The sequence below is a fragment of the Pseudomonas sp. NPDC087690 genome (assembly GCF_044743175.1).
In the GTDB taxonomy this organism is placed as follows: Bacteria; Pseudomonadota; Gammaproteobacteria; order Pseudomonadales; family Pseudomonadaceae; genus Aquipseudomonas.
The window spans coordinates 1-12486 of record NZ_JBIUVX010000041.1 but is presented as its reverse complement, the minus strand read 5'-3'; the positions used below and the strand labels follow the sequence as shown (position 1 = coordinate 12486).

At 59.7% G+C, this 12486-nt stretch carries 14 protein-coding genes and 1 pseudogene; 1 reads left to right on the top strand and 14 read right to left on the bottom strand.

Annotated elements, in window-relative coordinates; translation table 11 throughout:
- The 7 genes and pseudogenes from ACIPIZ_RS25045 to flhA form a co-directional block, all read right to left on the bottom strand.
- Nucleotides 1-79, bottom strand: a pseudogene (locus ACIPIZ_RS25045) (hypothetical protein); the annotation flags it as partial.
- Between the two features lie 77 nt (nt 80-156).
- Nucleotides 157-945 carry a protein phosphatase CheZ gene (locus ACIPIZ_RS25040; RefSeq protein ID WP_007920000.1) on the bottom strand — a complete coding sequence of 263 codons (789 nt, stop codon included), beginning with the start codon at nt 943-945 and terminating at the stop codon, nt 157-159.
- An 18-nt stretch (nt 946-963) separates the two neighbouring features.
- Nucleotides 964-1335, bottom strand: a complete 372-nt coding sequence (locus tag ACIPIZ_RS25035) for a chemotaxis response regulator CheY (protein WP_024012118.1) — start codon at nt 1333-1335, stop codon at nt 964-966.
- Nucleotides 1336-1501: 166 nt separating this feature from the next.
- Complete coding sequence (fliA, locus tag ACIPIZ_RS25030; protein WP_007920004.1) at nt 1502-2242, bottom strand: RNA polymerase sigma factor FliA; 741 nt, start codon at nt 2240-2242, stop codon at nt 1502-1504.
- Complete coding sequence (gene fleN / locus ACIPIZ_RS25025) at nt 2239-3069, bottom strand: flagellar synthesis regulator FleN (protein ID WP_003222917.1); 831 nt, start codon at nt 3067-3069, stop codon at nt 2239-2241. The genes fliA and fleN overlap by 4 nt, the downstream gene beginning before the upstream one ends.
- Before the next feature lie 116 nt (nt 3070-3185).
- The gene (flhF, locus tag ACIPIZ_RS25020; RefSeq protein ID WP_008077677.1) at nt 3186-4526 is read right to left on the bottom strand and encodes a flagellar biosynthesis protein FlhF; all 1341 of its coding nucleotides are present in this window, start codon (nt 4524-4526) and stop codon (nt 3186-3188) included.
- Nucleotides 4527-4537: 11 nt separating this feature from the next.
- Nucleotides 4538-6667, bottom strand: a complete 2130-nt coding sequence (gene flhA, locus ACIPIZ_RS25015) for a flagellar biosynthesis protein FlhA (RefSeq protein WP_064390872.1) — start codon at nt 6665-6667, stop codon at nt 4538-4540.
- 639 nt (nt 6668-7306) lie between these two features.
- On the opposite strand from flhA, the gene ACIPIZ_RS25010 reads away from it, so the two are divergent.
- Nucleotides 7307-7666, top strand: coding sequence for a DUF6124 family protein (locus ACIPIZ_RS25010; protein WP_253485228.1), 360 nt, complete (start codon nt 7307-7309; stop codon nt 7664-7666).
- 149 nt (nt 7667-7815) lie between these two features.
- On the opposite strand, the gene flhB is transcribed toward ACIPIZ_RS25010, so the two are convergent.
- The 7 genes from flhB to fliM form a co-directional block, all read right to left on the bottom strand.
- Nucleotides 7816-8955, bottom strand: a complete 1140-nt coding sequence (flhB, locus tag ACIPIZ_RS25005) for a flagellar biosynthesis protein FlhB (protein WP_064390870.1) — start codon at nt 8953-8955, stop codon at nt 7816-7818.
- 3 nt (nt 8956-8958) lie between these two features.
- Nucleotides 8959-9744: a flagellar biosynthetic protein FliR gene (gene fliR / locus ACIPIZ_RS25000; RefSeq protein WP_064390869.1), complete on the bottom strand. Its 786-nt coding sequence runs from the start codon at nt 9742-9744 to the stop codon at nt 8959-8961.
- A 3-nt stretch (nt 9745-9747) separates the two neighbouring features.
- The gene (gene fliQ / locus ACIPIZ_RS24995; protein ID WP_007920026.1) at nt 9748-10017 is read right to left on the bottom strand and encodes a flagellar biosynthesis protein FliQ; all 270 of its coding nucleotides are present in this window, start codon (nt 10015-10017) and stop codon (nt 9748-9750) included.
- Nucleotides 10014-10772 (bottom strand): flagellar type III secretion system pore protein FliP, encoded by a 759-nt coding sequence (gene fliP / locus ACIPIZ_RS24990; protein WP_007920027.1) that lies wholly within the window; start codon nt 10770-10772, stop codon nt 10014-10016. The genes fliQ and fliP overlap by 4 nt, the downstream gene beginning before the upstream one ends.
- Entirely contained in the window at nt 10772-11224 is a 453-nt protein-coding gene (gene fliO, locus ACIPIZ_RS24985) for a flagellar biosynthetic protein FliO (RefSeq protein WP_064390868.1), read from the bottom strand. Before fliO ends, fliP begins: the two co-directional genes overlap by 1 nt.
- Nucleotides 11225-11674, bottom strand: coding sequence for a flagellar motor switch protein FliN (gene fliN / locus ACIPIZ_RS24980; RefSeq protein ID WP_007920031.1), 450 nt, complete (start codon nt 11672-11674; stop codon nt 11225-11227).
- A 56-nt stretch (nt 11675-11730) separates the two neighbouring features.
- The coding region (fliM, locus tag ACIPIZ_RS24975; protein WP_401168023.1) for a flagellar motor switch protein FliM at nt 11731-12486 on the bottom strand (756 nt) is incomplete at its 5' end.

Below are 12486 nucleotides of genomic sequence, written 5' to 3'. Positions count from 1 at the left end.
GACGGCTTTCCAGCTCGACCAGTTGTTCGGACAGTTGCTCAAGAATCTCGCCGGCCTCAACCAGGAAATCCTGAAGGATCTCTTCATCGGCGCCGAAGCTCATTAATGGGGTGCTCCTACAGGTCTAAAAACCCAAAAAACCCAAATTCCAAAACTCTAGAATCCAAGGCTGGATAACAAATCGTCCACATCGTCCTGACCGGACACAACGTCTTCTCGTTTATCGGCATGAATCTGCGGACCTTCACCCTGCGAGAGATGTTTTTGTGGATCTTTTTCTGCAAGCATCGCGGCACGGTCATGTTCAATGCCCGCAAAGCGGTCAACCTGACTGGCCATGAGGACAAGTTTGAGCAAATTGCTTTCGACTTCGGTGACCAATTGGGTCACACGCTTGATCACCTGACCGGTCAGGTCCTGGTAATCCTGGGCCAGCAGGATGTCGTTGAGATTGCTCGACACCGCACGGTTGTCCGTGCTGCTGCGTGACAGAAAACCGTCGACCCGGCGCGCCAGTTCGCGGAACTCTTCAGCTCCGACTTCACGACGCATGAAGCGACCCCAATCGGCACTCAAGGTCTGGGCTTCATCAGCCAGACTGTTGACCACCGGCGTGGCGCTTTCCACCAGATCCATGGTGCGGTTGGCCGCGGCTTCTGTCAGCTTGACCACATAGCCCAGGCGTTCGGTGGCGTCGGTGATTTGCGACACTTCCTCGGCCTGCGGCATGTTCGGATCGATCTGGAAGTTGACGATCGCACTGTGCAGTTCACGTGTGAGCTTGCCCACTTCCTGGTACAGGCCACGGTCACGGGTCTGATTGAGCTCATGGATCAGTTGCACAGCGTCGCCGAACCTGCCTTTTTCAAGGCTCTCGACCAGTTCGACCGCGTGTTTTTTCAGGGTCGACTCGAAATCGCCCTGTGAAGATTCGTTATGCTCCATAGCTCCCCCGCGCGTTCATCAGCCGATGCGTTCGAAAATCTTCTCGATTTTGTCTTTCAACGCCTGAGCCGTGAAAGGTTTGACTACGTAGCCGTTCACACCGGCCTGAGCGGCTTCGATGATCTGCTCGCGCTTGGCTTCAGCCGTCACCATCAGTACCGGCAGGTGCTTGAGCTTTTCATCGGCACGCACGTGGCGCAGCAGGTCGATACCGGTCATGCCCGGCATGTTCCAGTCCGTTACCAGAAAGTCGATGCTTCCGCTGTTGAGCACCGGGATGGCGGTAGTGCCATCGTCGGCCTCGACGGTGTTGGTGAACCCAAGATCACGCAGCAGGTTCTTGATGATCCGCCGCATCGTTGAGAAGTCATCAACGATGAGGATTTTCATGTCTTTGTTCAATTCGACCTCCAAGCAGTCTTAAACGCGCCCAGCACCTGGACGCGCCACTTCAATCAATCGGCGCAGCACTCAAAGACTGTCTGGAGCACAACAGAGCAAGACCGGTGCCGTTCATCACCGCACCAGCCTCGTTCGCAGTGTCCCCACACTGCCTTCAGCGCGCTCGCCACTCCCCCAAACGCCCCCGCAAACGGGCCGCGCACTGGCTGTGTAACTGGCTGACCCGCGATTCACTGACGCCAAGGACTTCACCGATTTCCTTGAGGTTCAGCTCTTCGTCGTAGTACAGCGCCAACACCAGTCGCTCACGCTCCGGCAAATTGGCAATCGCGTCCGCCAGCGCTGCCTGGAAGCGTTCATCCTCCAGATCGCGCGACGGCTCAAGATGAGCACTGGCGCCATCCTCGTGCAGCCCTTCGTGTTCGCCGTCCTGCAACAGGTCGTCGAAACTGAACAGGCGGCTGCCCAAGGTGTCATTCAAAATCCCGTAGTAATCGTCGAGACTCAATTGGAGTTCGGCTGCAACCTCGTGATCTTTAGCGTCACGGCCGGTTTTAGCTTCAATTGAGCGAATTGCGTCACTGACCATACGGGTATTGCGGTGAACCGAGCGTGGCGCCCAGTCCCCTTTGCGCACTTCGTCGAGCATCGCGCCGCGGATTCGAATGCCCGCGTACGTTTCGAAACTGGCGCCTTTGCTGGCGTCATACTTGGTCGAGACTTCGAGCAGGCCGATCATCCCGGCCTGGATCAGGTCTTCGACCTGCACACTCGCCGGCAACCGCGCCAGCAAGTGATAGGCAATGCGTTTGACCAGTGGCGCGTAACGCTCGATCAGCTCGTACTGAGCGTCGCGTGCCGACTTCTTGTAGTAATTCATACCGCTAGCGGTCATAACACGGGCCCTGCCGTTTGCTGCACGAGACGCTCGACGAAAAATTCAAGGTGGCCGCGCGGGTTGGCGGGCAGCGGCCAGGTGTCGACCTTCTGTGCAATGGCCTTGAACGCCAGCGCGCACTTGGAGCGCGGGAAGGCTTCGTAGACTGCACGCTGCTTCTGCACCGCTTTGCGTACGCTTTCGTCGTAAGGCACGGCGCCGACGTATTGTAGAGCGACGTCGAGGAAACGATCCGTGACCTTGGTCAACTTGGCGAACAGGTTGCGCCCTTCCTGCGGGCTCTGCGCCATGTTGGCGAGCACGCGGAAGCGGTTCATGCCGTAGTCGCGGTTGAGCAACTTGATCAGCGCGTAGGCGTCCGTGATCGAAGTCGGCTCGTCGCAGACCACCAGCAACACTTCCTGCGCTGCGCGCACGAAACTGACTACCGAGTCACCAATACCCGCAGCGGTGTCGATCACCAGTACGTCGAGATTGTCGCCGATGTCGCTGAACGCCTGAATCAGACCGGCATGTTGCGCCGGGCTCAGGTGGACCATGCTCTGCGTGCCGGACGCGGCCGGGACGATGCGAATGCCGCCGGGGCCTTGCAACAGGACGTCGCGTAGCTCGCAGCGGCCTTCGATGACGTCAGCCAGCGTGCGTTTAGGGGTCAGACCCAACAAAACGTCGACGTTCGCCAGTCCCAGGTCGGCGTCCAGCAGCATGACCCGACGGCCAAGCTCTGCCAGCGCCAGGGACAAGTTCACTGACACGTTAGTCTTGCCGACGCCACCTTTGCCGCCGGTCACCGCGATCACCTGTACGGGATGCATGCTGCCCATGTTATTTCTTTACCTTGTCTTGCATAGACGGAGGCCACATTACTGGCTGCGCGTTCACAACCGGAACAATGCATGGCAGACCATCGATGTAGGTACAAAAACTGTTCATGAATACCTCAGCCTACCTGCTTGGTCGGGCTGTGATAGATATCAGCGAACATGTCAGCCATGGCTTCTTCGCTGGGTTCTTCCTGCATTTGCACGCTGACGGCGCGGCTGACCAGTTGATGACGGCGCGGCAGATGCAAATCATCCGGAATCCGTGGGCCATCGGTCAGGTACGCGACCGGCAATTCATGACTGATCGCCAGGCTCAACACTTCGCCCAGGCTTGCCGTTTCATCCAGTTTAGTCAGGATGCAGCCAGCTAGCCCACAACGCTTGTAACTGTGATAAGCGGCCGTTAGAACCTGTTTCTGGCTGGTGGTTGCCAAGACCAGATAATTTTTTGAGCGAATGCCACGACCGGCGAGGCTTTCGAGTTGCATGCGCAAGGCCGGATCGCTGGCTTGCAGGCCGGCAGTATCGATCAATACCACGCGTTTTCGCAGCAATGGATCCAGTGCCTGCACCAGCGACTGGCCCGGATCGACGTGAGTCACCGGCACATTGAGAATACGGCCCAGCGTCTTCAGTTGTTCCTGCGCGCCAATACGGAAGCTGTCCATGCTCACCAGCGCGACATTCTGCGCGCCGTACTTGAGCACATAACGCGCAGCCAGTTTGGCCAGCGTGGTGGTCTTGCCCATGCCGGCAGGGCCGACCATCGCAATCACACCGCCCTCTTCCAGCGGCTCGACTTCCGGTACGGCAATCATCCGCGCCAGGTGCGCAAGCAACATGCGCCAGGCCTGACGCGGTTCTTCGATATCGGTGATCATCGCCAGCAGATCGCGCGACAACGGCCCGGACAGACCGATACGTTGCAGACGGCGATACAGGTTGGCTTGCGCCGGACGGCTGCCTTGCAGCTGATTCCAGGCCAGGGTGCCGAGCTGAACTTCCATCAGCTCGCGCAGGCTGTTCAATTCAAAGCGCATCGAATCCAGTGCACGCGGATCCACGCCGCCGGAGGACTGCGCAGGCGCAGGCGCCGGGCGCGCCGGAGCGGCGTAGGTCGGCTCGCTCAGCGGTTCGGCAGCGGTCAGTGGCAGGCCAGCCGTCAACGGCAGCCCGGCAAAGATCTGGCGATTGCTATTGCCGTCGGCTTCGCCACGCAGGCTCAACTCGGCCTGGGCGGTGACGATGCGCGACTGGGTCTTGCGCAGCTCGTCTTCGAGTTCCATGTTCGGAACCCGTGGCGCCAGCGCCGACAGTTTGTAATCCAGTGCCGCCGTCAGCTCGACACCGCCGGCAATGCGGCGATTGCCAATGATGGCGGCATCAGCGCCCAGCTCATCACGAACCAGCTTCATGGCCTGACGCATATCGGCGGCAAAGAAACGCTTAACTTGCATAAACCACTACCTCAGCCGTTGGGCCCTACTGTCGCAACGATGGTCACTTGCTTGTTGTCCGGTATTTCCTGGTAGGCCAGCACATGCAATCCAGGGACTGCGAGGCGGCCAAAGCGCGAGAGCATCGCGCGCACCGGGCCTGCTACCAACAGGATAACCGGCTGACCTTGCATTTCCTGACGCTGCGCCGCTTCGATGAGCGAACGCTGCAGCTTCTCGGCCATGCTTGGCTCCAGCAGAACGCCCTCTTCCGAGCCTTGTCCTGCCTTCTGCAGACTATTGAGCAATATTTGTTCCAACCTTGGCTCCAAGGTGATCACAGGCAGCTCCGACTCAGTGCCTACAATGCTTTGGACGATGGCGCGGGATACGCCGACCCGCACCGCAGCCACCAACGCGGCAGTATCTTGACTCTTGGCGGCGTTGTTGGCGATGGCTTCGGCGATGCTGCGGATGTCGCGCACCGGCACGTGTTCAGCGAGCAACGCTTGCAGCACTTTGAGCAACTGCGACAACGTGACCACGCCCGGCACCAGCTCTTCTGCCAGTTTCGGCGAGCTTTTGGCCAGCAATTGCATGAGTTGCTGCACTTCCTCGTGGCCGATCAGCTCACTGGAGTGCTTGTACAGAATCTGGTTCAAGTGCGTGGCAACCACGGTGCTGGCGTCAACCACCGTGTAACCGAGGGATTGTGCCTGGGCGCGCTGGCTGATTTCGATCCACACCGCTTCCAGACCGAAAGCCGGATCTTTGGCGTTGATACCGTTGAGCGTGCCGTAGACCTGGCCCGGGTTGATCGCCAGTTCGCGATCCGGGTAGATCTCGGCTTCGGCGAGGATCACCCCCATCAGGGTCAGGCGATAGGCGCTTGGCGCCAGATCGAGGTTGTCGCGGATGTGCACGGTCGGCATCAGAAAGCCCAGATCCTGCGAGAGCTTCTTGCGCACGCCCTTGATCCGCGCCAGCAATTGCCCGCCCTGGTTGCGATCCACCAGCGGGATCAGGCGATAACCGACCTCCAGCCCGATCATGTCGATCGGCGTCACGTCATCCCAGCCCAGCTCCTTGGTTTCCATGGCGCGGGCCGGCGACGGCAGCAGTTCCTGCTGACGCTTGACCTCTTCCAGCGCGACCACTTTGGCGACGTTCTGCTTCTTCCAGAACAGGTAGGCGCCACCGGCGGCCAGCGCGGCCATGCTCAGGAACGAGAAGTGCGGCATGCCCGGCACCAGGCCCATCACCGCCATCAAACCGGCGGCCACGGCCAGCGCTTTCGGCGAGGCGAACATCTGGCGGTTGATCTGTTTGCCCATGTCTTCCGAGCCGGAAGCACGGGTCACCATGATCGCTGCAGCTGTAGATAACAACAGTGATGGCAATTGCGCCACTAAACCGTCACCGATGGTCAGCAAAGCGTAAACCTTGCCGGCATCACCGAAGCTCATGTTGTGCTGAAAGATACCGACGGCCATACCGCCGATGAGGTTGATGAACAGAATCAGCAGGCCGGCGATGGCGTCACCACGGACGAACTTGCTGGCACCGTCCATCGAACCGTAGAACTCGGCCTCTTGGGCAACTTCCTGACGGCGCATCTTCGCCTGATTCTGATCGATCAGGCCGGCGTTGAGGTCGGCGTCGATCGCCATTTGTTTGCCGGGCATTGCATCGAGGGTGAAACGCGCGCTCACCTCGGAAATCCGCCCGGCACCCTTGGTGACCACGACAAAGTTGATGATCATCAGGATCGCAAACACCACGATACCGACCACGTAGTTACCGCCGATCACCACCTCACCGAAGGCCTGGATCACCTTACCGGCAGCGGCGTGGCCGTCCTGACCGTGGAGCATCACAACGCGCGTCGACGCTACGTTCAACGCCAGCCGCAGCAAGGTCGCGACCAGCAGAATGGTCGGAAACACGGCGAAATCCAGCGGCCGCAGTGCGTACACGCAGACCAACAGGACGACGATCGACAGGGCAATGTTGAAGGTGAAGAACACGTCGAGCAGGAACGGCGGAATCGGCAACATCATCATTGCCAACATAACCAGCAGCAACAACGGCACGCCCAGATTGCCTCGACTGAGGTCGGCAACATTCGTGCGAGCAGTGTTGAATAACTGAGAGCGATCCACCGGTTTTCCCCGTTCCTTTAAAGCAAACTTTTGACGCCCAGAGCGGGCTCACGGCGGGTACTGCAAGAAGCTTTCCAACTTTTGCCGGGGAGTGAAATCGGGAGAGAAAACATGACTCATGCAGGAGTGAGCCTGCTCGCGATAGCGGTCTGTCTGGTTCGAATCCATCGACTGAAAAAGCCCCATCGCGAGCAGGCTCACTCCTACAGGGGGACCGCATTCCAAATGTGGGAGCGAGCTTGCTCGGGAAGGGGCCAGTGCAGTCAGCGCAATGCGCTTCTTAAACTCTGGCGTTTAAAAGACACCTCCAGACACGCCTTTGAGGCTACAAATCCTTGCGCCTTTGCCTACAGCCAAGCCAGAATCCGCCGGCTTGTGCGCTTTGGGGTCGGGTTCTATTGTGGGTCGGTCGCTGACGAATCAGCGATCGGGTTTAGCGACTCGAACTCAAGTCAAAGGTGCATCGGCGTTCCAGGCTTCGTTGCGGATCTGTATTTTCGCGATTTCGTCATGGTGGCTGTATGCGGGAGACCTTCGGGTCTGCCGGGTGCCTTTGACCGGTTCGCTAACCTGCGTACAGCCGCCACCCCTCCTGTTTAGCGACAGGTTGTAGCGGCTCCACCTCAAAGGAGCTTCACCATGATCAAACCAACACCCAACCCGCCCGAAACCGACCCCACCTCCCCCTACGAATCCCTCGATTCGAAAAAACTCCACGAAGCCGCCGACCGCGCCCTCGACCACTACCTCTGCCCACCCGGCGCCACGCCGCCGCCACGCAAAACCCGCTCGATGTATGCCGTAACCGCAGACTTCAAAAATGAAGAACTGCTGGCCGACGCCTGCGAAACCCTCGCTTGCGCCAGAACCATCGCCAACGACTTCGCCAATCTCATACCAGCATCGCAGCGCAGAACGCTGCTGGGCATCGCGCAATTGATCATGCTCGGGGAACTGGCGGTGAATCGGGCGCTGGATAATCTGCAGTTGCCGAATTAGTTCGGTCACAGATCGTTCCCACGCTCTGCGTGGGAATGCCTCAACGGACGCTCCGCGTTCGGCTCTGGGAAAGGGACGCGGAGCGCCCCGGGCTGCATTCCCACGCAGAGCGTGGGAACGATCAGAGACAAAAGGTATGAGGGGAGAAATCAGGAATCGCGGCGCAGGTCCGGTGGAATCGGCAAATCGTCCTTGAGCGGATCCGGGCGTTTGCCCTTGCCCGCACGGTACTGGCGGATCTGGTAGACGTAGGCCAGCACCTGGGCAACCGCCAGGTAGAGGCCACCAGGAATTTCCTGATCCAGCTCGGTGGAGTAGTAAATCGACCGCGCCAGCCCCGGCGATTCAAGGAGCATGACGTTGTTGGCCACGGCGATTTCGCGGATTTTCAGGGCGAGGAAGTCGCTGCCCTTGGCCAACAGTATGGGCGCGCCGCCCTTTTCGGAATCGTACTTGAGCGCGACAGCGTAGTGCGTCGGGTTGGTGATGACCACGTCGGCGTCGGGAATCGCCGCCATCATCCGGCGCTGGGACATTTCGCGCTGGGTCTGGCGGATGCGCTGTTTAACCTCCGGGCGACCTTCCTGATCCTTGTGCTCGTCGCGCACTTCCTGCTTGGTCATCAGCAGTTTCTTGTGCGCCTCCCAGAGCTGCACCGGCACGTCGACGGCGGCGATGATGATCAGGCCGCAGGCGAGCCACAAAGTGCTCCAGCCAACCAACGTAACGCTGTGAATGATCGCCATCTCCAGCGGCTCATGGGCGATCCGCATCAGGTCATCGACGTCCGACATCAGCACCACCAGTGCCACACCCAAAGTGACCAGAAACTTGGCCAGCGCCTTGAGCAGCTCGACCACAGCCTTGAACGAAAACATCCGCTTCAGGCCGGCCGCCGGGTTCATCCGGCTGAACTTGGGTGCCATGGAGCCGGCCGCAAACAACCAGCCACCCAGAGAAATCGGCCCGATCAATGCCGCCAGCAATAACGTGATCATGAACGGCTGGATGGCCAACAACGCCATCTGACCCGACTTCAACAAAAATGCGCCCATGGAACCCTGATCCATGATCACCTCACGCGACAGCGTGAAGTTCATGCGCATCAGTTCCATCAGGTCTTCGGCCAGCATACCGCCGAACACCAGCAGGGCGCCGGCGCCAGCCATCATCACGGCAAGGGTGTTGAGTTCTTTGGAGCGGGCGATCTCACCCTTTTCCCTGGAGTCCTTTTTACGTTTCTCCGTGGGGTCTTCTGTTTTGTCCTGACCGCTTTCGCTCTCAGCCATGACTCAGCGCGCCCGTGCCAGTTCGCGTAACAACTGCAAGGCCTCGGTGGCCAGCGGCTGATACTGATTGAGAATGTCCGCCAGCCCCACCCAGACGATGAACAGCCCGAGCACCAGGGTCAGTGGGAAACCGATGGAGAAAATGTTCAATTGCGGCGCTGCACGGGTCATCACGCCAAATGCGATGTTGACCACCAGCAACGCGGTGACAGCCGGCAACACCAGCAACAACGCTGCGCCCAGCACCCACCCGAGCTTGCCGGCCAATTCCCAGTACTGCGCCGTCATTAATCCGCCACCGACCGGCAGCGTGGTGAAACTTTCGGTGAGGACTTCGAAGACCACCAGATGGCCGTTCATCGACAGGAACAACAGGGTCACGAGCATGGTGAAGAACTGCCCGATCACCGCCACCGAGACGCCATTGGCCGGGTCGACCATCGAGGCGAAGCCCATGCCCATCTGGATCGCGACAATCTGCCCGGCCACGGCGAACGCCTGGAAGAACAGTTGCAGGGAAAACCCCAGCACGGCACCCACCAGAATCTGTTCGGCAATCAGCAGCAAACCGCTCAGATCCAAAGGGCTGACCGCCGGCATGGGCGGCAGGCCCGGGGCAATGCACACGGTGATCGCCACGGCGAAATACAGGCGTATCCGCCGCGACACCAGCGTGGTGCCGAACACCGGCATCACCATCAGCATCGACGCGACGCGAAACAGCGGCAACATGAACGAGGCCACCCAGGTACTGATCTGGGTGTCGGTCAGCTGAAGCAGCGATTGCATGGCTTAGCCGATGACCATCGGAATGTTTTTGTACAACTGGATGATGTATTCCATGAACGTCTGCACGATCCACGGACCGGCGACGATCAGCGTCACCAGCATCACCAGCAGACGCGGCAGGAAGCTCAGAGTCTGTTCGTTGATCTGCGTGGCAGCCTGGAACATCGCCACCAGCAGGCCGACCAACAGGCTCGGCACCACCAGGATCGCGACCATCAACGTGGTCAGCCACAGCGCTTCACGAAAGATATCGACCGCGACTTCCGGCGTCATGGCGAGACACCCCCGAAACTGCTGGCCAGGGTGCCGATGATCAGCGCCCAACCATCAACCAGCACGAACAGCATGATCTTGAACGGCAGCGAGATGATCAGCGGCGACAGCATCATCATACCCATCGCCATCAGCACACTGGCCACAACGAGGTCGATGATCAGGAACGGAATGAAGATCATGAAGCCGATCTGGAACGCGGTTTTAAGCTCAGACGTGACAAAGGCCGGTACGAGAATGGTCAACGGTGCCTGATCCGGCGTGGCGATGTCGGTGCGCTTGGACAGGCGCATGAACAGCTCAAGGTCGCTGGTGCGGGTCTGCGCGAGCATGAAGTCCTTGATCGGCACCTGAGCCTTTTCCACCGCTTGCTGAGCGGTGAGTTTTTCCGCCAGGTACGGTTGCAGCGCATCGTTGTTCACCCGGTCGAATACCGGCGCCATGATGAACAGCGTCAGGAACAGCGCCATGCCGGTGAGGATCTGGTTCGACGGCGTCTGTTGGAGGCCGAGGGCCTGACGCAGGATCGAGAAGACGATGATGATCCGGGTGAAACTGGTCATCAGGATGACCGCCGCCGGGATAAAGCTCAGCGCGGTCATGATCAGCAGGATCTGCAGACTGACCGAATACTCCTGCGCGCCATCGGCGTTGGTGCCCAGCGTGATCGCCGGGATCGACAACGGATCGGCGGCGAACGCCAGTGGCGCGGCCAGCAACAGGGCCAGCGTCAAGACGATGCGTAACGCACCCATTACTTCGTATCCTTCTGATCCTTGCCGAGAATCTTCAGCAACTGCTGGGCAAATTCCGGGGTCGCTTTTTCACTGGTCGCAGGCACGTCGACCGGTTCCTTGAGCACATGCAGCGCGGTGATGGTGCCGGGGCTGAGCCCGAGCAGGATCTGCTCGTTGCCGACCTGGACCAGCAGCAAGCGGTCACGCGGACTCAGTGCGCGCGATCCGATCAGCTCGATCACTTGCCCCTTCCCGGCAGGACCCGCCTGCTGCACGCGACGCAACAGCCAGGCGAGGAAAAAAATCACCCCCAGCACCAGCAGCAGGCCGAACACCAGTTGCGTCAATTGCCCGGCCACGCCGCTGGTCACCATCGGCGCGGTAGCGGCAGGCACTGTCGTGGCTGTCGACGGCTCAGCAGCCAGCACGCTCAGCGGCAAGGCCAACAGAGCCCAGAGAAACCTTTTCACTCAGCGCAGCTTCTTGATGCGTTCGCTTGGGCTGATCACGTCAGTCAGGCGGATGCCGAACTTCTCGTTGACCACAACCACTTCGCCGTGCGCGATCAGCGTGCCATTGACCAGCACGTCCAGTGGCTCACCAGCCAGACGATCGAGCTCGATCACCGAACCCTGGTTGAGTTGCAGCAGGTTGCGGATGTTGATGTCAGTACTGCCCACTTCCATCGAGATTGATACCGGGATGTCGAGGATGACGTCCAGGTTCGGACCATCCAGCGTCACTGGATCGTTATTTTTCGGCACGCTGCCGAACTCTTCCATCGGCAGACGCGAGCCGCTGGCCGCGTCGGCCGCCAGCAGTGCGTCGATGTCAGCTTGACCATCACCGGTTTCTTCCAGGGCCGCAGCCCATTCGTCAGCCAGTGCCTGGTCGTCCTGGGCGTTCATATCGTCGTTCATCATGTGTCCTCGGCGGGCAACAATTCAGTTAATGCAAAAAGGGGTGTGGCGCCGCTTCAGCGACGCTCGATCGGCTCGATCACTTGCAACGCGAGATTGCCTTTGTGCGAGCCCATCTTGACCTTGAAGGCCGGCACGCCGTTGGCGCGCATGATCATTTCGTCCGGCATCTCGACCGGGATCACATCCCCCGGTTGCATGTGCAGGATGTCGCGCAACTTCAACTGGCGGCGAGCGACGGTGGCACCGATCGGCACGTCGACATCGAGCACGTCCTGACGCAGGGCGTTGACCCAGCGCTCGTCCTGATCGTCGAGGTCGGACTGGAAACCGGCATCGAGCATTTCACGCACCGGCTCGATCATCGAGTACGGCATGGTCACGTGCAGGTCGCCGCCACCGCCATCGAGTTCGATGTGGAAGGTCGACACCACAATCGCTTCGCTCGGGCCGACGATGTTGGCCATGGCCGGGTTCACTTCCGAGTTGATGTACTCGAAATTGACTTCCATGATTGCCTGCCAGGCTTCTTTCAAATCGACGAAAGCCTGTTCCAGCACCATGCGCACCACGCGCAGTTCGGTCGGGGTGAATTCACGCCCTTCGATCTTGGCGTGACGGCCGTCGCCACCGAAGAAGTTGTCCACCAGTTTGAACACCAGTTTGGCGTCAAGGATGAACAGCGCGGTGCCGCGCAACGGCTTGATCTTGACCAGATTGAGGCTGGTCGGTACGTACAGCGAGTGCACGTATTCGCCGAACTTCATCACCTGTACGCCACCGACGGCAACGTCCGCCGAGCGGCGCAGCAT